25 protein-coding genes and 1 pseudogene are annotated in these 22,932 nt (G+C 65.3%); 12 read left to right on the forward strand and 14 right to left on the reverse strand.

Annotated elements, in window-relative coordinates; translation table 11 throughout:
* Window positions 1-6: 6 nt before the first annotated feature.
* Entirely contained in the window at window positions 7-1,314 is a 1,308-nt protein-coding gene (locus ACNFBT_RS19565) for an ATP-binding protein (RefSeq protein ID WP_416752140.1), read from the reverse strand.
* The gene (locus ACNFBT_RS19570) at window positions 1,311-2,051 is read right to left on the reverse strand and encodes a response regulator (protein WP_015475989.1); all 741 of its coding nucleotides are present in this window, start codon (window positions 2,049-2,051) and stop codon (window positions 1,311-1,313) included. The genes ACNFBT_RS19565 and ACNFBT_RS19570 overlap by 4 nt, the downstream gene beginning before the upstream one ends.
* Window positions 2,052-2,275: 224 nt before the next feature.
* Between ACNFBT_RS19570 and ACNFBT_RS19575 the strand changes: the two genes are divergently transcribed.
* Complete coding sequence (locus tag ACNFBT_RS19575; protein ID WP_416752142.1) at window positions 2,276-2,548, forward strand: DUF2790 domain-containing protein; 273 nt, start codon at window positions 2,276-2,278, stop codon at window positions 2,546-2,548.
* An 89-nt stretch (window positions 2,549-2,637) separates the two neighbouring features.
* Window positions 2,638-3,858: a cytochrome c biogenesis protein DipZ gene (locus ACNFBT_RS19580; RefSeq protein WP_416752144.1), complete on the forward strand. Its 1,221-nt coding sequence runs from the start codon at window positions 2,638-2,640 to the stop codon at window positions 3,856-3,858.
* Window positions 3,859-3,897: 39 nt separating this feature from the next.
* Here ACNFBT_RS19580 and ACNFBT_RS19585 read toward each other — a convergent pair whose 3' ends face one another.
* The 3 genes and pseudogenes from ACNFBT_RS19585 to ACNFBT_RS19595 form a co-directional block, all read right to left on the reverse strand.
* Window positions 3,898-4,065 (reverse strand): DNA-binding protein, encoded by a 168-nt coding sequence (locus ACNFBT_RS19585; RefSeq protein ID WP_416752146.1) that lies wholly within the window; start codon window positions 4,063-4,065, stop codon window positions 3,898-3,900.
* Window positions 4,066-4,079: 14 nt separating this feature from the next.
* Window positions 4,080-4,307: pseudogene (locus ACNFBT_RS19590) on the reverse strand (transcriptional regulator); the annotation flags it as partial.
* A gap of 49 nt (window positions 4,308-4,356) precedes the next feature.
* A complete protein-coding gene (locus ACNFBT_RS19595) occupies window positions 4,357-4,563 on the reverse strand; it encodes a DNA-binding protein (RefSeq protein ID WP_243434487.1) in 207 nt (68 codons plus the stop codon).
* Window positions 4,564-4,824: 261 nt separating this feature from the next.
* Between ACNFBT_RS19595 and ACNFBT_RS19600 the strand changes: the two genes are divergently transcribed.
* Entirely contained in the window at window positions 4,825-5,328 is a 504-nt protein-coding gene (locus tag ACNFBT_RS19600; RefSeq protein ID WP_416752148.1) for a Bro-N domain-containing protein, read from the forward strand.
* 131 nt (window positions 5,329-5,459) lie between these two features.
* On the opposite strand, the gene ACNFBT_RS19605 is transcribed toward ACNFBT_RS19600, so the two are convergent.
* Entirely contained in the window at window positions 5,460-6,101 is a 642-nt protein-coding gene (locus ACNFBT_RS19605) for a DUF1109 domain-containing protein (protein ID WP_416752150.1), read from the reverse strand.
* Window positions 6,088-6,675 (reverse strand): sigma-70 family RNA polymerase sigma factor, encoded by a 588-nt coding sequence (locus ACNFBT_RS19610; protein WP_416752153.1) that lies wholly within the window; start codon window positions 6,673-6,675, stop codon window positions 6,088-6,090. Before ACNFBT_RS19610 ends, ACNFBT_RS19605 begins: the two co-directional genes overlap by 14 nt.
* Window positions 6,676-6,906: 231 nt before the next feature.
* Here ACNFBT_RS19610 and ACNFBT_RS19615 point away from each other — a divergent pair, with 231 nt between their 5' ends.
* From ACNFBT_RS19615 to ACNFBT_RS19630, 4 genes are read left to right on the forward strand one after another with little or no spacing between them, the layout of a single operon-like run.
* Window positions 6,907-7,194 carry a DUF2282 domain-containing protein gene (locus ACNFBT_RS19615; protein ID WP_416752155.1) on the forward strand — a complete coding sequence of 96 codons (288 nt, stop codon included), beginning with the start codon at window positions 6,907-6,909 and terminating at the stop codon, window positions 7,192-7,194.
* A gap of 34 nt (window positions 7,195-7,228) precedes the next feature.
* Complete coding sequence (locus ACNFBT_RS19620; protein ID WP_416752201.1) at window positions 7,229-8,044, forward strand: DUF692 domain-containing protein; 816 nt, start codon at window positions 7,229-7,231, stop codon at window positions 8,042-8,044.
* Entirely contained in the window at window positions 8,041-8,796 is a 756-nt protein-coding gene (locus ACNFBT_RS19625) for a putative DNA-binding domain-containing protein (protein WP_416752157.1), read from the forward strand. The genes ACNFBT_RS19620 and ACNFBT_RS19625 overlap by 4 nt, the downstream gene beginning before the upstream one ends.
* A gap of 11 nt (window positions 8,797-8,807) precedes the next feature.
* Window positions 8,808-9,284, forward strand: coding sequence for a DoxX family protein (locus ACNFBT_RS19630; protein WP_416752159.1), 477 nt, complete (start codon window positions 8,808-8,810; stop codon window positions 9,282-9,284).
* Between the two features lie 8 nt (window positions 9,285-9,292).
* Here ACNFBT_RS19630 and ACNFBT_RS19635 read toward each other — a convergent pair whose 3' ends face one another.
* Entirely contained in the window at window positions 9,293-9,937 is a 645-nt protein-coding gene (locus ACNFBT_RS19635) for a DUF5074 domain-containing protein (protein WP_416752161.1), read from the reverse strand.
* A gap of 36 nt (window positions 9,938-9,973) precedes the next feature.
* Entirely contained in the window at window positions 9,974-11,194 is a 1,221-nt protein-coding gene (locus ACNFBT_RS19640; protein WP_416752163.1) for a helix-turn-helix domain-containing protein, read from the reverse strand.
* A 105-nt stretch (window positions 11,195-11,299) separates the two neighbouring features.
* Between ACNFBT_RS19640 and ACNFBT_RS19645 the strand changes: the two genes are divergently transcribed.
* Window positions 11,300-12,055 (forward strand): DUF899 domain-containing protein, encoded by a 756-nt coding sequence (locus ACNFBT_RS19645; RefSeq protein WP_416752165.1) that lies wholly within the window; start codon window positions 11,300-11,302, stop codon window positions 12,053-12,055.
* A gap of 125 nt (window positions 12,056-12,180) precedes the next feature.
* On the opposite strand, the gene ACNFBT_RS19650 is transcribed toward ACNFBT_RS19645, so the two are convergent.
* Window positions 12,181-12,645 carry a nuclear transport factor 2 family protein gene (locus tag ACNFBT_RS19650; RefSeq protein ID WP_416752167.1) on the reverse strand — a complete coding sequence of 155 codons (465 nt, stop codon included), beginning with the start codon at window positions 12,643-12,645 and terminating at the stop codon, window positions 12,181-12,183.
* A 207-nt stretch (window positions 12,646-12,852) separates the two neighbouring features.
* Here ACNFBT_RS19650 and ACNFBT_RS19655 point away from each other — a divergent pair, with 207 nt between their 5' ends.
* The gene (locus tag ACNFBT_RS19655) at window positions 12,853-13,614 is read left to right on the forward strand and encodes a class II aldolase and adducin N-terminal domain-containing protein (RefSeq protein ID WP_416752169.1); all 762 of its coding nucleotides are present in this window, start codon (window positions 12,853-12,855) and stop codon (window positions 13,612-13,614) included.
* Between the two features lie 43 nt (window positions 13,615-13,657).
* On the opposite strand, the gene ACNFBT_RS19660 is transcribed toward ACNFBT_RS19655, so the two are convergent.
* From ACNFBT_RS19660 to ACNFBT_RS19670, 3 genes are all read right to left on the reverse strand, one after another.
* On the reverse strand, window positions 13,658-14,707 hold the full coding sequence (locus tag ACNFBT_RS19660; protein ID WP_416752171.1) for a GlxA family transcriptional regulator: 1,050 nt from the start codon (window positions 14,705-14,707) through the stop codon (window positions 13,658-13,660).
* A gap of 111 nt (window positions 14,708-14,818) precedes the next feature.
* Window positions 14,819-16,480: a choline dehydrogenase gene (locus tag ACNFBT_RS19665; RefSeq protein WP_416752173.1), complete on the reverse strand. Its 1,662-nt coding sequence runs from the start codon at window positions 16,478-16,480 to the stop codon at window positions 14,819-14,821.
* Between the two features lie 30 nt (window positions 16,481-16,510).
* Complete coding sequence (locus tag ACNFBT_RS19670) at window positions 16,511-17,671, reverse strand: aromatic ring-hydroxylating oxygenase subunit alpha (protein ID WP_416752175.1); 1,161 nt, start codon at window positions 17,669-17,671, stop codon at window positions 16,511-16,513.
* 255 nt (window positions 17,672-17,926) lie between these two features.
* Between ACNFBT_RS19670 and ACNFBT_RS19675 the strand changes: the two genes are divergently transcribed.
* Window positions 17,927-18,376, forward strand: coding sequence for a nuclear transport factor 2 family protein (locus ACNFBT_RS19675; RefSeq protein WP_416752177.1), 450 nt, complete (start codon window positions 17,927-17,929; stop codon window positions 18,374-18,376).
* An 18-nt stretch (window positions 18,377-18,394) separates the two neighbouring features.
* Here the strand turns inward: ACNFBT_RS19675 and ACNFBT_RS19680 are convergent, their stop codons facing one another.
* On the reverse strand, window positions 18,395-19,312 hold the full coding sequence (locus ACNFBT_RS19680) for a LysR family transcriptional regulator (RefSeq protein ID WP_416752179.1): 918 nt from the start codon (window positions 19,310-19,312) through the stop codon (window positions 18,395-18,397).
* A 111-nt stretch (window positions 19,313-19,423) separates the two neighbouring features.
* Here ACNFBT_RS19680 and ACNFBT_RS19685 point away from each other — a divergent pair, with 111 nt between their 5' ends.
* Together ACNFBT_RS19685 and ACNFBT_RS19690 are read left to right on the forward strand one after the other, a co-directional pair.
* Window positions 19,424-20,023 (forward strand): FMN-dependent NADH-azoreductase, encoded by a 600-nt coding sequence (locus ACNFBT_RS19685; protein ID WP_416752181.1) that lies wholly within the window; start codon window positions 19,424-19,426, stop codon window positions 20,021-20,023.
* A 419-nt stretch (window positions 20,024-20,442) separates the two neighbouring features.
* Window positions 20,443-22,482 carry an acyltransferase family protein gene (locus tag ACNFBT_RS19690; RefSeq protein ID WP_416752183.1) on the forward strand — a complete coding sequence of 680 codons (2,040 nt, stop codon included), beginning with the start codon at window positions 20,443-20,445 and terminating at the stop codon, window positions 22,480-22,482.
* The last annotated feature ends 450 nt before the right edge of the window (window positions 22,483-22,932 follow it).

The following is a 22,932-nucleotide window of genomic DNA, read 5'->3' on the forward strand; positions in this document are numbered from 1 at the left end:
AAGGTGTCAGGCCGGGCGCAGTTCCAGCTGCGCACACAGCCCGCCGCTGGCGCGGTTGGACAGGCTCAGCGTGCCGCCCAGCGCCTGGCTCAGCTGCTGGGCGATCGCCAGCCCGAGGCCGGTGCCGCCGGTGCTGCGGTTGCGCGAGCTTTCCACGCGGTAGAAGGGTTTGACCACTTCGCCCAGCTCTTCCTCGGGAATGCCCGGGCCCTCATCCAGTACACGAACACACACGATGCCCTGGACGTCGCGCTCGACTTCCACCTGCGCCGCGCCGCCGAACTTCAGGGCGTTGTCCACCAGGTTGGTGAGCACCCTGCGCAGGGCGTGCGGACGGGTTTCCAGTACCGCGTTGCTGCTGCCCCGCAGCTCCACGGCCTGGCCGCTGTCCTGGTAGTCAAGCACCAGGCTGTCGAGGAAGGCATCGAGGTTGACCTTCACCTGCGCCTCGCTGGCGCCGTCCATGCTGCGCGCATAGGCCACGCCTTCGCGGACCAGGTGCTGCATTTCTTCCAGATCGCTCCACAGACGTTCGCGTTCGGGCGAGTCGTCCATCTGCTCGACGCGCAGCTTCATGCGCGTGATGGGCGTTTGAAGGTCGTGGGAGATGGCCGCGAGCAGCTGCATGCGCTCCTTGAGGTAGGCGCTGATGCGGCCCTGCAGCGCATTGAAGGCGCGGGCGGCATAGACGACTTCGCTGGGGCCACGCTCGTCCAGCTCCGGCGCCGGGGCGTCCGGATCGAGGTGGTCCACCGCCTGGGCCAGACGGGTCAGCGGGCGGATCGCCAGACGCACCGCGAGCCAGGTGCAGAACAGCAGCAGTGCCAGTTGCACCAGCAGCACCCACGGCAGCCACTGCGCCACCGGTACGCCCCTGGGCGTCACGTCGATGGTCAGCGGGCTGCCGTCGGCCAGCTTGAGGTGGACCTGGAAGTGCGGGATCGGACCGGGAATGTTCTCGAAGCGCAGCGGGTAGCGCGGGCCAACGACGTCGGCGATGGAGGTCGCGGCCATGGGCGCCTGGGCCATGTTCATCGGCTCCCCGGGCTGGCCGTCGCTCAGCAGGTAGCGGTAGTTGGGCCGCTGCACCATCGGCAGCCAGCGTTCGCGCTCGTCCGCCGGCAGCCGGTCGAGCAGGGCGACGGCGGTGCTGACGTCGGTTTCAAGGTTGCCCAGCATCATGCTGCGCGCGCTCTGGTAGCGCTCGTAGAACTGCGAGCAGAACGACAGGCTGTAGGCGAACACCAGCCCGGCGAGGAAGATCAGCGCCAGGCGTGCGGCCAGCGTGCGCGGCCAGTGCAGGACGGATTTCATTCGTTGGGCTCGAGCAGTTCGACGGCCAGGGCAAAGACGTAGCCTTCGCTGCGTACCGTCTTGATGTACGCCGGCTCGCGGGCGTCATCCAGCAGACGCTGGCGCAGGCGGCTGACCAGCAGGTCGATGGAGCGGTCGAAGATGTCCGCCTCGCGGCCCTGGGTCAGGTTCAGCAGTTGCTCGCGGCTGAGCACGCGTTGCGGGTGGTCGACGAACACGCGCAGCAGTCGGTATTCGGCGCCGCTCAGGGCGACCAGGGTGCCGTCTTCGTCGAGCAGGTGGCGCGCGGTGGTGTCCAGTTTCCAGCGGCCGAAGCCGATCAGCCGGCTGGCCTCGCTGACCTGCAGGTTCGGCGGCAGCATGCGGGTGCGGCGCAGCACGGCGTTGATCCGCGCCAGCAGCTCGCGAGCGGAGAAGGGCTTGGTGAGGTAGTCGTCGGCGCCCATCTCCAGGCCGATGATGCGGTCGGTCTCGTCGTTGCGCGCGGTGAGCATCAGCACCGGGGTGGACTTGTGCTTGCCCACGCGCAGCTCGCGGCACAGCTTCAGGCCGTCGTCGCCGGGCATCATGATGTCCAGCACGATCAGGTCCACGGTGTTGCCGTCGAGGAAGGCGCGCATCTGCCGGCCGTCCGCCGCCAGGCTCACGCGCAGGCCGTTCTTCTTCAGGTAGTTGCCGACCAACTCGCGGATCTCGCGGTCGTCATCGACGATGAGTACGTGATCGACGTGGTCCATGCCGGTGCCTCGTTCGTGGTGGGTTGAGCGCAGTGTATAGCGCCGTTCCAGGCTTGCCCCGCGCGCTTTGTATTCCACTGTATCTCACGCCGCCGCCGATACCTGGCGCGGCAATCCTGCGCCGCACGCGACACAAGCCCGATACCTCCGGCCACTGAAATGGGCACCAACGGCAAGGCAAACCGCCTCCCGCCGGCAAACCCATCACAGGACAGGAGTTCATCATGAAAGCCCTCTATCTCGGCAGCGCCTGCCTGCTGGCAGTTACCTCCGCCTTCGCCAGTCTTGGCGCCCAGGCCGCCGATTCCACGCCGGTCCAGCAGTATCACTATGGCCAGACACTGGACGTGAAGCAGGTCATCGCCATCCACGAAGACAGCGGCTCGCCGTTCGACTGCGGAATCGTCGAGGCCCGCATGGACTATCTGGATTCCCACGGCCAGGCGCACAGCCTGGCGTACCGCAAGTTCGCCACGAACTGCAACGACGGCGGCTGATTTCCCCTTGGCCCCGGCCACGGACGGCCGCGGCGTTTCTTTTCAGCCCGCTCGCGAAGCCCAAGGGCCGGTGGCCCATCGAGGTGCCTATGTTGCTTATCGCCTTTCTCGGCGGGGCGCTGACGCTGCTCAGCCCCTGCATCCTTCCCATCCTTCCGCTGCTGCTGCAGCGCGCCGGAGGCCCGGCGTGGTCGCCGTGGGTCACGTTGCTCGGGCTGGCCAGCGGATTCGCCGTACTGGCGAGCCTGGCCACGGTCTCCAGCAACTGGGTGATCGCCGCCAGCGAATGGGGGCGATACGTCGCCCTGGTGCTGCTCGCGGCTTCCGCCCTGGCGCTGCTCTGGCCGCGCTTCAGTGACTGGTTGGGCAAACCCTGGGCCTGGCTCGGTGACCGCCTGCACGGAGAAGCCCGGCGCCTGCCGCCGGCGCTCTCCGCCTGGCTGCTCGGCTTTGCTGCCGGCCTGCTGTGGGCGCCCTGTGCCGGCCCCGTCCTCGGCCTGATCCTCTCCGGCGCCATGCTCCAGGGCCCGAGCGCGCAGACCAGCCTGCTGCTGTTCGCCTATGGCCTGGGCAGCGCCACCGTGCTCGGCATCGTCCTCTTCGCCGGCCGCCGCCTGATGCAGCGTCTGCGCCCGCGCATGGCCGTCATCGAAGGTCTGCGCCGTGCTACCGGTGTGCTCGCCTTGCTGGCGGTGGTCGGCATCGCCAGCGGTGCCAGCGCGCAACTCGCTTCCGGCAGCTCGTCCACCCTGGTGAACAACCTGGAGCGCAAGGTCGTCGATGGCGTGCCGATGCTGCTCAGCAAGCTCATGCCCGGTGACGCCGCCCACGGCGCCGAGCGCCTGCCGGACCTCGGCGCCGCCCCCGAACTCCAGGGTGCGGTGGAGTGGATCAACAGCCCCGAGCTGAAGGCGCAGGACCTGCGCGGCAAGGTGGTGCTGATCGACTTCTGGACCTACGACTGCATCAACTGCCAGCACAGCCTGCCGTATGTGAATGCCTGGGCGAAGAAGTATGCGGACCAGGGCCTGGTGGTGATTGGCGTGCACACCCCGGAATACCCCTACGAGCGGATCCCGGCCAATGTCCGCGACGCGGTGAAACGCCACGACATCCATTACCCGGTGGCGTTGGATAACCAGTACCGCATCTGGAACGCCTTCGGTAACCAGTACTGGCCGGCGCACTACTTCATCGATGCCAAGGGGCGGATTCGCCACCTGGCGATCGGGGAGGGTGGCTATGGGGAGCAGGAAGAGGTGATTCGGGCGTTGTTGACGGAGCGAGATGGCACCTCCGCAGGGGCCTGAAACGAAGAGGGGCAGATGCGATATCTGCCCCTCTTTTCGTCAGTCGCGTGCAGTCTTGGTCGTGCTGCGCGCCTTGGCAATATTGGTGATAGCCACCAACAATTCGTCCGAATCACCGTCGGCCAGTACTTGGGCCAGATATTCAGCGATCAGTTCTTCGTTATCGAGATAGGCGCTGGTATCGAATTCGCGTAGTTCAATGGTCATTCAATCTCTCCATCCCCCGTCATACCCGGTAATGGATAGTGCTCAGCATCGTAGGCCGCAATCCTGTCGCCGATCTGTGAGGCCAGAGAGCTGAGCGGATGGTTCTCTTCGCCGCCAATTTCATCGAGCAGTTCGTCCAGCGCTTCGACCAGGGTGTCGTAGTCCGTCTCGGTCTTTGGCGGGGTGAGCAGCGGAGCGACGAAGTGCCAGTGCTCTGCGGCCTGTTTCAGTAGTGCACTCATGCGTACCTCACTTCCATTGATTGAGGTCGTACCCTTGGGACGACTTGCGCTATTTATCGCCTTGATTGGGAGTCAGTTGCTCAATTTCGGTGGTTTGAGTGCCAGTCACCAGCCAGAGAGCGTACTGGGGATAAAGCTTCACCAGCACGTCGACCTCTTCGGTGCTGGCCCGGATTGCCCCTTTGCTGATGCTTCTCCAGCGGTCGTAGTCGCCGCCATGCAGACTGGTTTTCTTGGGCCCTAGAAGCTTGATCAATAGCCGAACTCTATCCGCAGTCGTTTCCGTCATAGGAAAGTATTTTTGAGCAATAGTTGCTCAATCCTTATGGGTTAGGCAATATTGCAACTGAGCAAATATTGCTCTGTCGCTTTTGAGTGACCTCAAATACTGACCCAACCACTGCTGAACGGGAAGCCATGCCCCCGCGCCTTGGCTCGCCCGTTTGAAATTGCCTTAACCCTAGAGTTTGGCGACTCGAAGAAATGGACCTCTCTTCCCAGCCCTCGGAGGCTTGCCATGGATGATCTCTACACCGCCACCACCTTTACCCGTCATAACCGTCGCTTGCGTTGTGTGTTGATCGATGACCAGCCTTGGTTCGTCGCCCACGACCTTGCGTGCCTACTCGGTCTGCGGCATCCGCAGAGCCTCGCGGGGCGGGTGGCGGGAGATGAGGTGCGGATCATCTGGCTACTGCACGCCCGTGGCACTGAGGAGAAGGTGGAGGTGCTCAACGAACCGGCGCTGTACAAGGCGCTGATCCGCTATGGCCACCCGGAGTACCGCACGGTGGCGAGTTGGTTGGCAGATGAGGTGATCCCGTTGCTGCGTGACCAGGGGCGTGCCGACCCACAACGACCCCGCCGGGTAGCAATGGGCTGGCGCTCGAAGAGGGTGGCGGTCCTCGACTGGCAGGGGCGACTCTGGGTGCCGTGGGACGAGGTACCGACCTTCAGCCGGATTACTCCAGGTTTGGGCGGGTTGTTGGGGAAGCTACGAAAGGAAACCGACAGAGATTGATGCGTCGTGATTGCCAACGAGGTCATAGCTCGTCTCACGAACAAACTCTTGCGATCTGACTGAGGAATGCTGATCGGTCTATTTACAAAAGCCGAAGCTTTGAAGCCTCCCATTACATAAGGCCGCGTGCTCTACCACCGCAACAACCTAGGCCCCAGCAACGCCCCCAGCACCGTGGGTACAAGCATCCCCAGCAGATACCAGACACCCCAGAACGGCACGCCCATTTCCGGGCAGTGCAGGCAGTAGGCGAGGGTGGCGGTAGCGCCGGCGAGCAGGCCGCCGGCGGCGCCGGCCTGGCGCAGGCGGGTAGGGGCGAGGCCACGCAAGGCCCAGAACACGGCGGCGAACGCCGGCACCGAAAGCAGGGTGATGTTCAGCGCGCAGGTGCGCCAGGTGCGGCCGAGGATCAGGTCGGCGCGGGCTTCCTGTGGCACGCCGGCAAGGGCGATGGCCGCACCCAGCCAGACCAGCAACAGCGGCAGGACGAGCAGCGTCCAGGCGGCGCCACCGCGTACGCCGGGCCGGGCCAGGCGCTGGGTGAGCCAGAGGGCGAGCAGAGCCAGGCTGCCGGGCAGCGCGACCTTGGCCCAGAACAGCGGCGTGCGCGCCACCTCGGAGAGGTCGGCGCGCACGCCGTACAGGGTCGCCGTCAGCAGCAGCGCGCCGAGCGCGCCGCCGAGCACGGCGAGGCCCAGGCGGCGCGCCAGGGCGTGGCGCTCCACGGGGCCTTCGCCGCTGGCGAGCAGGTCGATCAGTTCATGGGTGTTCATCGTTACGTTTACCTCGAATCATGCCGGCCAGCGCCTTCAGGCCACGGTGGATGCCGACCTTGACCGCCGAACTGGACAGCCCGGTGAGGCGCGCGGTCTCTTCCACCGACAGCCCCTCCAGCTTCACGTGGACGATCGGCAGGCGCTGGCGTTCGGGCAGGTGCTGCAGCAGCTTGCCCAGGTCGCGGCTGGCCTGCGCGGGTTCCTCATCGCCCTCGGCGAACAGGTCGCCGTCCTCGTCCAGCGGATCATGCAACGCATCGCGGCGGGCGAAGGTGCGGAAGTGGTCGGCCAGTTTGTAGCGGGCGATGGCTTGCACCCAGGCGGTCAGCGGCTGGTCGGCGTGGTAGGTATGGCGGGCGTTGTGGACCGCCAGCAGGACTTCCTGCAGCAGGTCCTCGACCTCGCTGGGGCGTCGTTCCAGGCGTCGCCGCAGGAAGCCGCGCATATGGATCGCCAACGCCGCAAGGAATTCGCGATAGGCCACCGCGTCACCTGCCATGCCGCGCAGCAGCAGGGCCTGCAACTGCGCTTCGCGTGCGCTCAATGCGTCCTCTCGGGTAGTTCGTTGCATCGGCCGCCTGGGTTACATCCATGAGGAGATTTTCTTTCCCGGATCGCCCCGCCGTCAGTGGCGGGCAATCCCCGGGCATGAAAAACGTCAGCACTTCATAACGTTAGCGGGGCCGATGGAAAAATCTCAAAAAAATTTCCAGGTACCTGTAACCGCCGACACGCAACCCACGAATTACTCCACGAGCCCGGCAGATCGCCGACTCCTTCCAACCCTCGTGGAGACGACATCATGAAAAGCCTCACCCTCGCCACCGCCGCCCTTGCTCTCGCCTCCCTGGCTGGCGTTGCCCTGGCGGACGACACGAAGACCCCGGCCGGCAGCGGCGCGGCCATGGAGAAGTGCTATGGCGTGGCCATGGCCGGCAAGAACGACTGCAAGGCCGGCGCCGGCACCACTTGCGCGGGCAGCGCCAAGAAGGACTACGACGGCATGCACTGGAAGAACGTCCCGACCGGCACCTGCACCAGCATCAAGACGCCCCACGGCATGGGCTCGCTGACCCCGATGAAGTCCTGACAGGGAGGCACCGACCATGGCTGGGTTCAACCGAATGGGCGCCGGGCTGGGGCTGAAGGCCGAGCATTATGTCGATGCCTGGGAGTGCGCCGCCGACGGCCTGTGGTTCGAGGTCCATCCGGAGAACTACATGGTCGGCGGCCCTCGCCGCGCCTGGCTGGAGCGGATGGCCGAGCGCCACCCGCTCTCGCTGCACGGCGTGTCGTTGTCGCTGGCGGCGGACGCCCCGCCGGATAGGGAGCATCTGCAGCGCCTGCGTGCGCTGGTGGACCTCGTCGAGCCGGCGCTGGTCTCCGAGCACCTGGCCTGGTCCGCCTGGCGCGGCAAGTATCACCCGGACCTGCTGCCCTTCCCGCGCACCGACGAGGCGCTGGTGCGCATCGCCGACAATATCCAGCGCACCCAGGACGCCCTCGGCCGGCGCATCGCGGTCGAAAATCCAAGCCACTACTTGCGCCTGGACGGTCATGAGTGGGACGAGATCGACTTCCTCGCCGATCTGGCCCGTCGCACCGGCTGCGCGCTGCTGCTGGACGTCAACAACGTACACGTTAGCGCCCACAACCTCGACTACAGTGCCGCTGCCTACCTGGACCGGGTCCCTGCCGAGGCTATCGCCGAAGTTCATCTCGCCGGATACAGCCACGACGCAGCGGGCGAGCTGCTGATCGACTCCCATGATGCCGCCATCGCCGAACCCGTCTGGGCGCTCTACCAGCGCCTGGTCCAGCGCGTCGGGGCGCGGCCCACGCTGATCGAGCGGGACGACCACCTCCCGGCGTTCGGCGAACTGCTGGCCGAGCGCGAGATCGCCCAGGCCACGCTGAATCTCGCAGGAGGCCGCCCATGAAACACACCCTCGGCCAATTCCAGGACGCCTTCATCGACGCCCTCTACCAGCGTCCCGCCCCCGAGTTGGACGCGCTGACTTCGCAGGCGGCTTTCGCCATCTACCGCAACACCGTGCTCAAGGGTTGCGTGGATGCCCTCTGTGACAACTTCCCCAGCGTCGAGCGGCTGGTCGGCACGCCGTGGATGCGCGCCGCCGCGGCCGAATATGCCTGGCGTTCGCCACCGACCGATGCGCGGATGGTGCGCTACGGCGCGGCGTTCCCGGCCTTTCTCGCGGACCTGGAAAGCGCGCGTGAACTGCCGTACCTGGCCGACGTGGCGCGGCTGGATCGCGACTGGCTGGACGTCTTCTGTGCCCCCGCCGACCCGAGCCTGGAACTGACATCACTGCTGGGCATGACCGCCAGTGACCTTGGCGAGTTCTGCCTGCGGCTCCGTCGCGCGGTGCGCTGGCGCTGGTTCGAAACGCAGCCGGTGTACAGCCTCTGGCATTGCAGCCGCGAAGGCCTGGACTGGCCGGAGGAACTGCCGTGGGTCGGCGAGGGCGCGCTGCTGGCCGCCGGCCCCGAAGGTGTCGTCGGGCTGCCGCTGGAGAAAGGCGGCTGCGCCTTCCTCGATGCCTGCGCCGCCGGCCACAGCCTGGATCAGGCCTCGGCGCTGGCGCTGCAGGTCCAGTCCGATCTCGACTTCACCGACCTGCTCGGCCGCCTGCTGCGGGCCGGCGTCTTCCGCCCCCTTTGCCTTGATTGAAGGAGCCCGCCATGGACATCGCCCATCCCTCTCCCTCGTCACCTTCGTCTCCCCGCGTGCGCCGGCTCTGGAACCAGCTGGCGGACGGCCTGCAGCGTTGCCTTGGCGAGTCCTTCCTGTGCCTGGTGGCGCGGCTGGGGATCGCCTCGGTGTTCTTCATGTCCGGGCGGACCAAGGTCGAGGGCCTGCTGACCATCACCCCGAGCACCTACGACCTGTTCCAGACCGAGTACGCGCTGCCGCTGATCTCGCCCTACCTCGCGGCGCACCTGGCGACCTACGCCGAGCACCTGTTCCCGATCCTGCTGGTGCTCGGCCTGTTCACCCGCCTCTCGGCGCTGGCGCTGCTGGGCATGACCACGGTGATCGAAGTTTTCGTCTACCCGGACGCCTGGCCCACGCACCTGTCATGGGCCGGCCTGTTGCTGCTGCTGATCGCGCGCGGGGCGGGTGGCTGGTCGCTGGATCGGCTGCTGCGTCTGCACTGATCTTTCCATTAAGCCGTGCGCCGGGCGGGCCTGCGCACGGCGCGCAACTTGCCGCTCCCGCCACCGCCGCAGAAGAAGCGCTCGCCACCGTCGGACTCCAGCCCGGAGACGCCGATGCCCGCCGGCATCTCCAGGCTCTCCAGCACCTCGCCGGTGCCGGGGTCGATGCGCCGGATGTCGCTGTGTTCGTTCTCCCAGGTTCCATGCCAGAGCTCGCCGTCGACCCAGGAGACCCCGGTGACGAAGCGGTTCGACTCCAGCGTGCGCAGTACCTTCCCGCTGTCCGGGTCGATCTGATGGATCTTCCGTTCGCGGTACTGCCCGACCCAGAGCGTGCCCTCGGCCCAGGCCAGGCCCGAGTCCGCGCCATTGCCGGGGGCCGGGATGCTGGCCAGCACCTCGCCGGTCGAAAGATCGATCTTCTGGATGCGCGCATCGGCGATCTGGTACAGGTGCCGGCCATCGAAGGCGGTGCCGGCATCCCCGGGTAGGTTCAGGGTGCGCACGGTCTCGCCGCTGTCCGGGTCGAGGGCGAGCAGTCGCTCACCGACGGCGAACCACACGCGCTCGCCGTCGAAGGTGACGCCGTGGACCGCGTCGACTCCAGGGAAGGGGCCGAATTCGCCGACGATTTCGGCAGTTGAACGTTTCATGGGGTAGTCCTCGTCTGAAGTGATCGAGACTCCAGCCTAGTTTCCCGACCAGGGCGTGGGGAGTAACAAGGTCGTCGCGAAACCCGGCACCGTGGGCGCGGTCCAGCGACGCGCGCGGCCCTGTCCGAAGGACTGCACCTTGCCGCCCGCCGCCAGGGCGTCGAGCGCGCGCTGCACGGTGCGCTGGCTCGCGCCCAGCGCCAGGGCCAGCGCCGAGCTCGACCAGGCCTCGCCATCGGCCAGGCACGCCAGCACTCCCGCGTGGCGCTCCTCCAGCGGCCGGGCCAGCACGCAGACCTCCCGCGTGGCCAGCGGCACGAGAGTGAAACCACGTGGCGTAGCCTTCACCTCGGCCAGTGCAGCGAGGGCCTTGCGCAGGCGGCCGATCTCCACCCGCAGACGGGCGCGGTGGGTCTCGTCCGGCGAGTGGGTGCGGAAGGCGCGGGCGATCAGCGTGTTGCGCGGCACATCGGCTGGCCAGCTTTCGGCGAGCACCCGGACCAGGCAGAACAGTATCGGGCGGCGCGCCAGCGAGATCACCAGCTCGCCCCGGCACACCGCGTAGCGGCAAGCATCCACCAGCAGCGCATCGGATGCCCGCAGCCGCTCGACTTCATCGAGCCGCAGCGGTCGCTCGTCGCTGCCGTTGACCAGGCGGGCGGCGGGCGCATCGAGCAGCGCCGCGGCCCGCTCGACCTCCGCCAGCAGCGCGGGAATGCCGGCCCGCCGTGCCAGGAGCAGCGCCTGGGCAAGGGCTTCCCGCGCTGCCGCACTCTGCAGGCGGCGCAGCGCGATGCCGGCGCTGATCAGCGCGTGGGTCGTGCCCAGGGCCGGGGGCAGGGCAGAGGGATCGAGGTCCGCCAGATGCCGCTCGGCGTCGTCGACACGGCCGATCAGCAGCAGGCGGCGGATTTCCAGGTAACTGGCATGGGCGGCGTTCACCCGGTCGCCATGGGCCTCAAGCGTCGCCCGTGCGGCGGCCAATGCGCGGGGCGGCCAGCCGAGGTCGCGGTTGGCGAGCGCCACCTCCGCCTCGGCGACGATGCAGCGGGCGCGCGACATCGCCTCCCGTGGCCCGAAGGCGCGGGCCGCCCGGCGCAACAGCAGGCGGGCGCGGGCCAGGTCGCCCAACTGCGCCATGGCGATACCGCGCAGCGCCAGTGCCGGCGGATCATCGCGCAGGCTGATGCGGTTCAGCGCCGCCAGCGGGTCGCCCGCCGCCAGGGCCCGCGCCGCAGCCGTTACCGAAGAGTCCATCGCAATCCCGCCACACTTGTCACTCCCGCCATGCCTGGCCCCGAGCCTAGCCTATCCCTCGCCCACTGACCGACTTGTCGCCCCCGGCGACCGGAGGATTTCCCCATGGCCACGCACCCCCTCGCCACCCGCGAACAATGGCTGGCGGCCCGCCTGGAACTGCTCGAAGCGGAAAAGGCCCTGACCCGCCAGAGCGACGAACTTGCCCGCCGGCGCCAGGCGCTGCCCTGGGTCAAGGTCGACAAGGCCTACCGCTTCGACACGGCGGACGGCCCGGCCACCCTGGCGGACCTGTTCCAGGGGCGCTCGCAACTCTTGGTCTACCACTTCATGTTCGGCCCGGACTACACCGCCGGCTGCCCGTCCTGCTCGGCCATCGCCGACGGCTTCGACGGCAGCGTCGTTCACCTGGCCAACCATGACGTGACGCTCTGCGCCGTCTCCCGCGCTCCGCTGGAAAAGCTGCAGGCATACCAGCGGCGCATGGGCTGGCGCTTCCCCTGGGCCTCCTCGAAGGACAGCGACTTCAACTTCGACTTCAACGTCGCCTTCACCCAGGAACAGCAGCGCGTCGGCGCCATCGACTACAACTACGGCCGAAGCGAGCCGGCCCTCGACACCTCACGCATCCCCGAAACCATGACCCGCTTCGCCGCCCGCTGCGGCACCGACGCCCCGACCTTCGCCCGCGACCGACCCGGCCTGAGCAGCTTCATCCGTGAGGGCGGCGTCATCTATCACAGCTACTCTACCTACGCGCGCGGGCTGGATGCCCTGTGGGGCATGTACGCCTGGCTGGACCGGGCGCCGCTGGGGCGTAACGAGAGCGGGCTTTGGTGGAGGCGGCATGATGAGTATTGAGAGTGATGGGGGCTGAAAGCGCGAAGCCCCCAAGAGCACGGTGCTTTCGGGGGCTTTGGGGGAGTCAGTAATGTGCGGAGGAAACTCAATGCCTGCGGCAAGCGTTTCAGGTCGAGCCCGCAAGTTCAGCGTGCCGACGCACTCACTACAGCTGCCGGTCCTTCGGAGAGGAAGCACTTGTAGACCCTGGCCTTCACCCGCCAGCCCACCGCGGTTTTTTCCAGCCGGTCTTCGTACTGCCCCCACATCGAATAGAGCGCCCCGGCACATTCATTGATGCCGCGATGGACGGCGTAGTAATGGACCTTGGTGCTGGCGGAGTTGCCGTCGATATCGATGGTGAAGTTGCCCACATTGTGGTGCGTCGCGCCGCAGTTGGAGCCTTCCCCCAGGTTCAGGTGCATGGAGGCGATCAGGCTTTTGAGGTTCGGGCTGATGACGCCTGGGCCCAGGGCCTGGGTGTAGTCCCCGGTTGCCTCTTCCATGAAGACGTCGCCCAGTTCATCGAAGCGCTTGCTGTCGACGAGGTCGCAATAGCGGACGTAGAGGCCTTCGATTTCCAGACGGTCGATCCAGTGGTTTTCAGGCATGACTCGGGCTCCGATCACTGTGGTGTGAATTCAGGGGCTGGTGGTTGGCGTCCGCACGATCTGGACTTCGCGGCAACTCTAGAGCTGGGAAATTGGCGGCGCCTCGTCCATTTGCGGCACGCCAGGTCGCATCGCATCAAGTCGCTGGCGACGCCGTCCTTAGACTCGCAGGTGACCCAGGCGTACCCGCGCCTCCGAGGAGCTGCCATGCACACCGACCCCGTTGCCGTTTTCGACGCTCACGCACAGGATCATGCCCAGGCCCGCGCCGAGCTGGCCTGCGCCTTTCGCTGGACCGCCCGACTGGGGATGCACGAGGCGATTGCCAACCACTTCAGCCTGGCGGTTTCCGAAGATGGCCGGGGCTTCCTGATCAACCCCTATGGCCGGCACTTCTCGCGGGTCCGTGCCAGCGACCTGTTGCTGCTCGACGCCGACGACCCTTCCGCGCTGGACCGCCCGGACGCGCCCGACATCACCGCCCGGGCCCTGCACGGCGCCTTGCACCGTCGTCACCGGCATGCGCGCTGCATCCTCCATGTGCATTCGAAGTACGCCACCGCGCTGGCCTGCCTGGCCGATTCGCGCCTGCCGCCGATCGAGCAGAACTCCATGCGTTTCTTCGAGCGCGTGGCCATCGACGAAGGCTTCGACGGCATGGGCCTGGGGGACGAGGCCGAGCGGGTCAGCCGCCAGCTCGGCGACAAGCCGATCCTGCTGATGGGCAACCACGGCGTGCTGGTGGCCGCGCCGAGCGTGGCCCAGGCCTTCGACGACCTCTACTACTTCGAGCGCGCCTGCGAGATCTACCTCACCGCGCTTTCCACCGGCCGCCCGCTGCGCATCGCCAGCGACGAGGTGGCGCGCAAGACCTGCCGCCAGTGGCTGGACTACCCGGACTTCGCCGTCCGCCATTTCACTGCGCTGCAGGGGATCCTCGATGAGGAAGAGCCCGATTACCGCGCCTGACGGGTCGTCAGAGGCCTGCTCCTGACAAGAATGGGAGGCGCCGCTAGTGCGGCAGCAACGAAGGGTCATGGGCCAGTGGCTGGCGCATGACCGGCGCACTCAGGCTCTGCGAGCGGTCGTTGCTTGGCGGGCAGCCGAACTTGGCGCGATAGGCGCGGGAAAAGTGTTCCAGCGAGCCGAATCCGGCGCTGGCGGCGACCTGGGCAACGCTCATGCGGGTCTGCTGCAGCAGGTTGTGGGCGCGCGCCAGGCGCAGGCTGAGGTAGTACTTGAGCGGGGTCAGGCCGGTGTGCTGCATGAACTGTCGCTCCAGCTGCCGGCGTGACAGCGAGACCCGCTCGGCGATGACCTCGCAGCTCAAGGGTTCCTCCAGGTGCTGCTCCATCAGCTCGATGGCGCGGCTCATCTTGCCGGCCTGGGCGTGCAGGCTGCGGCGATAGCCTTCGGCCTGCTGCACCTGCGGCTCGCGTACCTGTTCGATGAGCATGTGCATGGCTACTTCGCGCGCCAGGTTGCCGCCGGCCAGGCTGTCCAGCCAGCTGAGGAGCATGTCCAGCACGGCGGTGGCGCCCGCGCAGGTCAGGCGCGTGCGGCCCAGGTAGTAGAGCTGCGCGCAGGCCTGCACCTTCGGGTAGCTCTCCTGGAAGCCTTGCAGGTTGTCCCAGTGCACCGCGGCGGGGTGGCCGTCTAGCACACCGGCGGCGGCGAGCAGTTCGGTGCCGGTCTCTATGCCCACCAGTACCGCACCGAAGGCCGCCTGGCGCTTGATCCAGGCCTTGAGCGCGGGATTGCGCGCATGGCGGTGCACGTCGAAGCTGGCGATCACCACGCAGGTATCGAACTCGCCGGGGTCGCCAATGCTTGCCTGGGGGCTGGCCAGCAGGCCGTTGCTGGCGGGCACCGGCTGGCCGTCCACCGACAGCAGGGTCCACTGGAACAGGCTGCGCTGGGCCAGCCAGTTGGCAATGGACAGCGGCTCGATCAGCGCCGCCAGGCCGAAGTTGGAGAATGAAGGCAGCAGCAGGATGCCGATGCGCAGCGGAGGCCGGCTGGGGGCCTGCCAATCCAGGCTGAGGGGTTCGGTTCGCTTCATGGTGATACCTGGCACGGAAGTGGACGCCGGCTGCATCGGCCGGCGTCTCGTTCGATGGATAGGCCCGCTGCGCCTATGCAAGCGGAGCGGGCCGGCTTTGGCAAGTGCGTGTCAGCGCTGGCATTCGCGCCAGCGCGGGTGAATCCATACCGGCGCATCGTTGGCCGGCAGTGGGCCGTGGCCACGGATCAGGTCGCTGGCCTTCTCGGCGATCATCACGGTGGGTGCGTTGGTATTGCCGCTGACGATCTCCGGCATGATCGACGCATCGACCACGCGCAGGCCGCGCAGGCCGTGCACGCGCAGCTGCGGGTCGACCACCGCCTCGGGGTCGCAGGCCAGGCCCATCTTGCAGGTGCCGCTGGCGTGGTAGCCCGTCTCGGTGACGCGCCGGGCCCAGGCGTCGAGCTGGGCGTCGCTGAGCTGATCGGCGCCGGGCACCAGTTCGTCGCCGGCATAGGCGCGCATCGCCGGTTGGGCGAGGATCTCGCGCACCAGCCGGGCGCCGGCGCGCATGTCGGCGCGGTCGCGCTCGGTGGTGAGGTAGTTGAACTGGATTCGTGGCGCCTGATGGGGATCGGCGCTGGCAAGGCTGACGCTGCCCAGGCTGGTCGGGCGCATCAGGTCGATATGCACCTGGAAGGCGTGCTCCGGCACCAGGTCGACGCTGCCCGGCTGCACTGCCAGGGGCATGAAGGTCAGTTGCAGGTCGGGAAATTCGACCCCGGCCCGCGAACGGATGAACGCGCCGGCCTCGAAGTGATTGCTCGCCGCGAGGCCGTCGTGGCTGGCGAACCAGCGGGCGCCGATCAGCCATTTGCCGGGGGCGCGGGTCCAGGGATAGATGGAGACCGGACGCTTGCAGCGGTACTGCACCACGCTGTCCGGGTGGTCGTTGAGGCGTTGGCCGACGCCCGGCAGGTCGTGCACCACGGGGATGCCCAGGCGCTCCAGCTCCTGCGCCGGTCCGACGCCGGAGAGCATCAAGAGTTGCGGCGAGTTGATGGCGCCGGCGCTGAGCAGCACTTCGTGGCGCACACGCACCTGATGCCGCTCGCCGTCCATTTCGAACTCGACGCCATAGGCCTGGTTGCCATCGAAGAGGATGCGCCGGCTCAACGCCGAGGTCGCCACGGTGACGTTGCCGCCCTTCAGCGCCTCTGCGAGGTAGCCGCGTGCGGTGCTCCAGCGCTTGCCGTCGCGGGTGGTGCGGTCGACCGGGCCGAAGCCTTCCTGGCGATAACCGTTGAGGTCGGGGCTGAAGCCGTAGCCGGCCTGTTGGCCGGCCTCGACGAAGGCCCGGCACAGCGGCGGCGAGGTGTCGCCGGGCGTGACGTGGAGCAGCCCGGCGGCGCCCCGGTAGGCGTCGGCGCCGTTCCGATGGTTCTGCGCGCGGATGAAATAGGGCAGCACCTCGCGATAGCTCCAGCCTTCGCAGCCGCGCTCGGCCCAGCCGTCGTAGTCGCGGGCATGGCCACGGATGTAGACCATGCCGTTGATCGACGAGGAGCCGCCGAGCGTGCGCCCGCGCGGCGTGCCGATGCGACGGTTGTCCAGGCCCGGTTCCGGCTCGCTGGAGTAGCTCCAGTTGAAGCGCGTGCCGCCCACCACGATGCCCACGGCGGAGGGCATGTCGATGGTCCAGCTGCTGTCCGCCGGGCCGGACTCCAGCACCAGGATGCGCAACGCCGGGTTCTCGCCCAGGCGCTTGGCCAGCACGCAGCCGGCCGAGCCGGCGCCGATGATCACGTAGTCGTATTCATGCCCGAGCATAGGGTTCTCCTACGGCCTGAAGTCGTGAGATCAGCGACCGCTGATGCCGTCGAACACCAGCTTGTGGAAGTGGTGCACCAGGTGTTCGCTCTCGTTGCTGCGCTCCGCATCGATCATGTAGCGGCCCTGGTCGTAGCCGAGCGAGCGCAGGCCCTTCTGCACGCTGATGTTGAGCTCGATGTCTTCCGGGCCGAGCTCCTCGTTCATCCACTTCATGCAGGCGTGGGAGACCGCCGGGACTTCTTCGTGCGGGCTGTAGTAGCCGAAGCGCAGCAGCGAGCGCTCGGCATCCAGCGGAATCATGATGAAGGTGCCGAGGAACTCGGAGAACGGGAAGGTGTAGAAGGTGTTGTTCGGCCACAGGCCGATGTTGAAGAAGCGCTCGTCGGGGTTGCGCGGGCCGCTGAGCTTCACACCGTAGGCGTCCTCGGCCTGCAGGTTGGCCGGGGCGATGTAGGTCCACCAGTTGTCGCGCTTGGTCAGGCGGTAGCCCTTGAAGTCGATCAGCTTGGCCAGGTCGATGTGGCAGGGGCCGGACAGCTTGAAGTGATAGCCCTCGATGGAGTTGTCCATGATCACTTTCCAGTTGGCCGGAACGATCACGTCCTGCTCCTCGATCAGGCGCATCTTGCCCAGGTCGGGGAACACGGCGCGCATTTCCTCGTCGGCCTCGGGGAAGAGCTCGGCCAGCGCGGGAGCTTCGGCGTCGAAGTTGAAGTAGACGAAGCCGCCGAGTTCCTCGACGCGGATTTTGGGAATGTTGAACTGCTGCTTGTCGAAGGCGATCAGCCGTTCGCTGCGGGGCGCGCTGCGCAGGCTGCCGTCCATCTCGTAGCACCAGGAGTGGTAGGCGCAGCGCAGGACGCGGGTGTTGTTGCCACGGCGGACGTCGAGCAGGCGATTGCCGCGATGCTGGCAGACGTTGTGGAAGGCGTTGATCTTGCCGTCGTTGCCGCAGGCGACCACCACGCTCTGGTCGAAAATGTCGCAAACCACGAACTGCCCCGGTTCGGCGAACTCGTTGCGGTGCCCGGCGAGGTGCCAGGCGCTCATGAAGATGCGGTCGCGTTCGGCGGCGAAGATCTGCTCGTCGAAGAAGTAGCGCGAGGGCAGGGTGAAGGCCTCTTCCGGGCGCTGCTGGGCCCAATCTGCAATGGAAGTGCCGCGTTTGATCTGCTCGACGGATTGCATGGCTGGTCTCCTCCAGACTCTGCCCCCTGGGTTCGATCAGGGGCTTGCTCGGGGCCTAATCTAGGGGAGGGCGGGAGGCGACTCTTGATGAAAAGCGACAACTTCGCGGGCTGGAATGATCAACTGAGAAGCGTGCTTTCCGGCGGTCCTGCGAGCTTTCTCTGCCGGTGGCGGCGCTTAGTCCACCGGGACGAAGCCACGGATGATCCATGCCCCCTACATTGGCCTCATCAACCCCAGGGGGAGGGCGAATGCATGGGTAGCAGCGCAACACAGATCGCCAACTTGCTGTATCGATATGCCGAGCTGCTGGATGGTGGAAATCTGGACGGCGTGGCCGAGTTGTTCCGGCACGCGCAAATCAAGCTGCAAAGCGGCGATGAGCAGGTCGGAGCCGATGAACTCCTGCGGATATTTCGCCAGCAGGTAACCCTCTACCCCTGCGGCACGCCCCGTACCAAGCACCTGGTCACCAACCCGATCATCGAAGTCGATGAAGGCTCGGGCCGCGCCACGGCAAGGTCGTACTATACCGTCCTGCAGGGCACCGATAGCCTGCCGCTCCAGCCGATTGCCACGGGCCGTTATCACGATGCCTTCGAGCGCATCGACGGCGTCTGGCGCTTCTCGTTTCGCGACTACAGCCTGCTGGATAGGGTCGGTAACGTGAGCGGCCATCTGCGTGACCGATCGAGTCAGCGATGATGCGGCAGCTATCCCCCGTCAGGCGCGGGCATCGACCTCGGCCAGTCGCGCGGGAAGTTGTTGCAACAGGGCGTCCACGGCGACCCGGACCTTCACCGGAAGGTGAAGCGTGTAGGGCCATACGGCATGTATGGCGTAGGTGACGCCCGGCGCGTCAGGCAGCAGCTCTCGCAAGGTGCCGTCGCGCAGCGCATCACGGGCCAGCCAGTGCGGTAGCCAGGCTACCCCCAGGCCCCTGAGGGCGGCATCCATCAGCGCTTGCATGTCGTCGGAGAGCAGACGAACCTCGGGCTGAAGCTCCACGGATTGCCCATCGACCAGCACTCGCCACGGGTACACCTGGCCGAAGCGCGCATAGGCCAGGGCCTTGTGCTGCGACAGCTCCTCGACGGTCCGGGGTTCTCCGAATCGCTGCAAGTAAGTGGGCGATGCGCAGAATGCCATCGTGTGCTCACCCAGCGGGCGCGCCACGAGCGCACTGCTGTTGGGGAGCGTGCCGACGCGAATCGCCAGGTCGAAGCCTTCCTCCACCAGGTCAACGGCCCGGTCGCTGAACGACAAGTCCAGATTCAGCTCAGGGTTCTCCAGCGCCAGTTCCATCAGGATCGGTGCCAGGCACAGGTGGCCGAACAGCGCGGGCATGGACACCCGCAAGCGCCCCTTCATCTGCCACTTGCCGCTTTCCAGCAGCGTCTCTCCCGCCCGGATCTCCTCCACGGCCCGCAGGCAGTATTCGTAGAACAGCGTGCCCTCATCCGTCAGGCTCTGGCTGCGGGTCGTGCGCTGGAACAATACGACGCCCAGCCTCTCTTCGAGGCGAGCAATGCTCTTGCCCACCGCGGAGCGCGTGATGTGAAGCTTCTCGGCGGCCTGGGCGAAATTCTTCGCCTCCACCGCAGCAACGAATACGTCGATGCCTTTCAGGTTGTTGCGCATATCAGTGGGTATAAAAAGTCTACATTGTGCGTAGATTTTATCCGTTATTGAAGGGAATGGTGAATGTTAGGATTCTTTCCATTCCCCATTATCGAAACGGAGAGCCCCTGCATGGCCCGTATTCTCGCGCTCAAATCCAGCATCAACGGCAGCCAGTCGCAAACCAATGCCCTGATCGACAGCTTCCTGGCGGAGCGCATGGCCAAGGGGCATCAGGACGAAGTGAAAGTGCGCGACCTCGCGAACCTCGACCTGCCGGTTCTCGACAGTGAGCTGTTCCACGCGCTGCGAGGCGCCGAGCAATCCAGCGAACGGATCCGGCAGGCGGTGGCCCTGTCCGACCAACTCATTGCCGAACTCAAGGGCAGCGACCTGCTGCTGATCGGCGCGCCCATGTACAACCTCAACGTGCCGACCCCGCTGAAAAACTGGTTCGACCTGGTGGCGCGGTCGCGGATGACCTTCCGCTACACCGAAACCTACCCGATGGGGCTTGTCGAGGGCGTGAAGGCCATTGCGTTCAGCTCGCGCGGCGGGGTGCACGTCGGCCAGGACACCGATGCAGTCACGCCATACCTGCGGGCGGTGCTGGGCCTGATGGGCATTACCGACGTGAAGTTCGTCTACGCCGAAGGGCTCGATATCAAACCCCATGGCGTCGTCGCCGGATTGGCAAACGCCCGCAGGCAGATGGAGGCACTTCACGCCTGAGTGGAGGCGGGGCGCTGGATGGCAACACCTGGAGCGCTCGGGCATATCCTGACTAGGAACTGGTCGCCGTATGCGCAATGAGGTGTAGCGATGCGGCTATTGTCCCGACCAGCAGCGGCAGCGCCCTGGAAAAACAAAAGCCCCCGGCAACGAACGCTGCCGGGGGCTTTTGCATGGGATTCTGGAGCGGGCGAAGGGAAATGTAACCATTCCCTCTAGACCGCATGGCGACTGCTTCTGCGAATGGATAGCGCGCTTGGCGTCGGCCAGCATCACGGCAGTCAGCTTCAAGAAGTCTCTATGAGGAGGTTTCGGAGCATCCCCACAATTTCTCCATGCAATTGGTGTTGATAGCGCTTTGATGGCTTATGGCCGCTATGTAGAATCCGCGCCTTTTGCACGGAGCGCTCGGTTCGTCCATGAAGTACAGGCCTGACATTGATGGTTTGCGTGCTATCGCAGTACTGCTAGTCCTCACGTTCCACGCCGGTTTCACTCAGATTTCTTCTGGTTTCATCGGGGTCGATATCTTCTTCGTTATTTCCGGCTATTTGATCACCTCGATCATCACTGGGCAGCACGCCGCAGGGACATTCTCATTCAGCGCCTTCTACGTGCGTCGCCTCCTGCGCTTGCAGCCGGCGATTCTCGCAGTCGTGCTATTCAGCTTGGTCCTGGCAACGATCTTCTACTTGCCCGATGACTACTTGCGCTACCTGAAAAGCGTCAAATACCTCAGCCTGATGACCGCGAACCAGTTCTTCGAGCGGACCACTACAGCCTACGCCGGTCCGGATACCGAGTATCTGATGCTCCTGCACACCTGGTCCCTTGCAATCGAGTGGCAGTGGTACCTGTTCTTGCCTCTCATGCTCTGGGCGATGCTGCGCTGGCTGCCTCAGCGCTATCAAGGCGTGCTGCTAGTGGGGCTCACCTTCGGATCGGTGTGTGTGGCGATGTGGCTGTCGCGGCACTTTCCGGACAAGAGCTACTACTTCTTCGTTTCGCGTGCGTTTGAGTTTCTGATTGGAGGATGCGTCGCGCGTTTCGCGGAACCGTCCCATCTGCAGGGCCGACTTGGAACTGCCGCAGGAATCGCCAGCCTGGCAGTTATCGGCTACTGCGCAACCCGCAACGAGATCCTGCTGGGCTTCCCTGAATACCATGCAGTAGCTGTCTGCCTGGCAACTGCAATGCTGCTGCATCTGGGAAGGAGCAACGGCAACCCGGCTACCCGCCTGCTCACGGTTCGACCACTTGTATTCGTCGGCGGACTGTCCTATTCGCTCTATCTCTGGCATTGGCCAATTTTCGCACTTACGCGCTATCTGGGATTGCCACAGTCGGCCGCGTTCAGCCTTCTCTACCTGGTAGTGGCCTTTGGGCTCAGCTACCTGTCCTACTGCCTGATTGAACAACCCTGTCGCCGTCTAACCCCCTCGCTGGGGCGGGCGGTGATGGCTCTCGTACTGTTGCCTATCGTATTGAGTTGCGGGTTGTACTCATTCGCCAATTCACGAGAGGGTTTCCCTGCTCGCTTTGGCGCCCCTTTCATTAACATGCAAGCCAAGCTGCGCGGAGCCGAGCTTCCTGATCGAGAGCGCTGCCTGCAAGAAGACGGAGTGGGTACGGATCGCGCCTGTCTGGTGGGGCTAGAAAAGGCCGAGCCCGACGCCTTGCTGATAGGTGACTCATTCTCCAACCACTACATGGGTTTCTTCGACGAGTTGGGCAAGAGCGCTGGACTATCGATCCGTGCTCAGGGCAATTCTTCCTGCCTCGCCCTTCCGGGGATCTACCTGTTCGACTGGTGGCGGTACAAGAACGACGTCTACCAGCGCTGCCATGACAACACCGCCAGTTATTACCAGCAGATCACCCAGTCCCATTATCGGTACGTGATCATTGGGCAGATCTGGGGAAACTACGTCGGTGAGCATGTCGTCAATGCGCCGGGTGATGAACGCAGCCTCGAGCTTGGACGAAAGAGATTGGAGAAGGCGCTACGGGACGCCTTGGTTCTCATTGAAAGCAGTGGCGCGCGCCCAGTGCTGGTGGAAGCCAGCAGTAGCATGCCGGCGAACTACGAAGACTGCTTCTATGGGCACTACAAGTTGCGTACGAAATTTCCAGAGGACGCTTGCATGAGCCGGCCCTCCAACGATGCCAATGAGGTATGGCTTTCGGCATTGTTCCGGCGGTTAGCCAAGGAGCACCCCCGTCTGTTGGTCATAGATCCGAAACGAGTGCAATGTGTCGGGGGAAGCTGCAGCGCGAGCGTCGATGACGTACCGGTTTACCGCGACGTAGGCCATCTTACCGATTACGCATCACGTCATTTTGGCCAGCAATATCTGAAGCGATGGGGCAATCCATTGGCTGCGAATGACAACAACACGCCAGTGGCAACCAACAGCACTGCGCCAAATACCGAAGCAGCCCCTATCGCTGCTAATTGACTGTTGGCAGCACGGCTATGGCGCTTATCAGAAGCGGACATTCACGAGTAACGACCAGCATGCCTCGATGGGCCGCCTAGTCAGCTAGCTGACTAGGCATGAAGTACGGTTTGTCGCCATTGCTTCCTGGCTTGTTCACAGCCTGGCTGGCGCCGATGTGCAGGTTTGGTTCTAGGAGGCGGTGGTCCCCAGCATTTTCACTGAGGGGTGTTGACAGCATTCTCGATTGCTGTATTATTTCGCACCTCGCTGCAGCTAGCTCCGGGATTTTCGGTGTAACGGCTTGAATTAAAAAGAAATTTTTAATTTGGGCTTGACGAAAAAAATGGAAGCTTTAAGATGCGCGCCTCGGTTGAGACGAAAGAATCAACCAACTGCTCTTTAACAAGTCGAATCAAGCAATTCGTGTGGGTGCTTGTGATGTAAGACTGATGATCGACTGATTATCAG

The organism is Pseudomonas sp. NY15181, from assembly GCF_048068055.1.
GTDB lineage: Bacteria > Pseudomonadota > Gammaproteobacteria > Pseudomonadales > Pseudomonadaceae > Pseudomonas.

Bases quoted from the DNA above. Each gene is read 5' to 3' on its own strand.
- ACNFBT_RS19565 (WP_416752140.1), bottom strand. From the start codon at position 1,314: ATGAAATCCGTCCTGCACTGGCCGCGCACGCTGGCCGCACGCCTGGCG.
- ACNFBT_RS19570 (WP_015475989.1), bottom strand. From the start codon at position 2,051: ATGGACCACGTCGATCACGTACTCATCGTCGATGACGACCGCGAGATC.
- ACNFBT_RS19575 (WP_416752142.1), top strand. From the start codon at position 2,276: ATGAAAGCCCTCTATCTCGGCAGCGCCTGCCTGCTGGCAGTTACCTCC.
- ACNFBT_RS19580 (WP_416752144.1), top strand. From the start codon at position 2,638: ATGTTGCTTATCGCCTTTCTCGGCGGGGCGCTGACGCTGCTCAGCCCC.
- ACNFBT_RS19585 (WP_416752146.1), bottom strand. From the start codon at position 4,065: ATGACCATTGAACTACGCGAATTCGATACCAGCGCCTATCTCGATAAC.
- ACNFBT_RS19600 (WP_416752148.1), top strand. From the start codon at position 4,825: ATGGATGATCTCTACACCGCCACCACCTTTACCCGTCATAACCGTCGC.
- ACNFBT_RS19605 (WP_416752150.1), bottom strand. From the start codon at position 6,101: ATGAACACCCATGAACTGATCGACCTGCTCGCCAGCGGCGAAGGCCCC.
- ACNFBT_RS19610 (WP_416752153.1), bottom strand. From the start codon at position 6,675: ATGCAACGAACTACCCGAGAGGACGCATTGAGCGCACGCGAAGCGCAG.
- ACNFBT_RS19615 (WP_416752155.1), top strand. From the start codon at position 6,907: ATGAAAAGCCTCACCCTCGCCACCGCCGCCCTTGCTCTCGCCTCCCTG.
- ACNFBT_RS19620 (WP_416752201.1), top strand. From the start codon at position 7,229: ATGGGCGCCGGGCTGGGGCTGAAGGCCGAGCATTATGTCGATGCCTGG.
- ACNFBT_RS19625 (WP_416752157.1), top strand. From the start codon at position 8,041: ATGAAACACACCCTCGGCCAATTCCAGGACGCCTTCATCGACGCCCTC.
- ACNFBT_RS19630 (WP_416752159.1), top strand. From the start codon at position 8,808: ATGGACATCGCCCATCCCTCTCCCTCGTCACCTTCGTCTCCCCGCGTG.
- ACNFBT_RS19635 (WP_416752161.1), bottom strand. From the start codon at position 9,937: ATGAAACGTTCAACTGCCGAAATCGTCGGCGAATTCGGCCCCTTCCCT.
- ACNFBT_RS19640 (WP_416752163.1), bottom strand. From the start codon at position 11,194: ATGGACTCTTCGGTAACGGCTGCGGCGCGGGCCCTGGCGGCGGGCGAC.
- ACNFBT_RS19645 (WP_416752165.1), top strand. From the start codon at position 11,300: ATGGCCACGCACCCCCTCGCCACCCGCGAACAATGGCTGGCGGCCCGC.
- ACNFBT_RS19650 (WP_416752167.1), bottom strand. From the start codon at position 12,645: ATGCCTGAAAACCACTGGATCGACCGTCTGGAAATCGAAGGCCTCTAC.
- ACNFBT_RS19655 (WP_416752169.1), top strand. From the start codon at position 12,853: ATGCACACCGACCCCGTTGCCGTTTTCGACGCTCACGCACAGGATCAT.
- ACNFBT_RS19660 (WP_416752171.1), bottom strand. From the start codon at position 14,707: ATGAAGCGAACCGAACCCCTCAGCCTGGATTGGCAGGCCCCCAGCCGG.
- ACNFBT_RS19665 (WP_416752173.1), bottom strand. From the start codon at position 16,480: ATGCTCGGGCATGAATACGACTACGTGATCATCGGCGCCGGCTCGGCC.
- ACNFBT_RS19670 (WP_416752175.1), bottom strand. From the start codon at position 17,671: ATGCAATCCGTCGAGCAGATCAAACGCGGCACTTCCATTGCAGATTGG.
- ACNFBT_RS19675 (WP_416752177.1), top strand. From the start codon at position 17,927: ATGGGTAGCAGCGCAACACAGATCGCCAACTTGCTGTATCGATATGCC.
- ACNFBT_RS19680 (WP_416752179.1), bottom strand. From the start codon at position 19,312: ATGCGCAACAACCTGAAAGGCATCGACGTATTCGTTGCTGCGGTGGAG.
- ACNFBT_RS19685 (WP_416752181.1), top strand. From the start codon at position 19,424: ATGGCCCGTATTCTCGCGCTCAAATCCAGCATCAACGGCAGCCAGTCG.
- ACNFBT_RS19690 (WP_416752183.1), top strand. From the start codon at position 20,443: ATGAAGTACAGGCCTGACATTGATGGTTTGCGTGCTATCGCAGTACTG.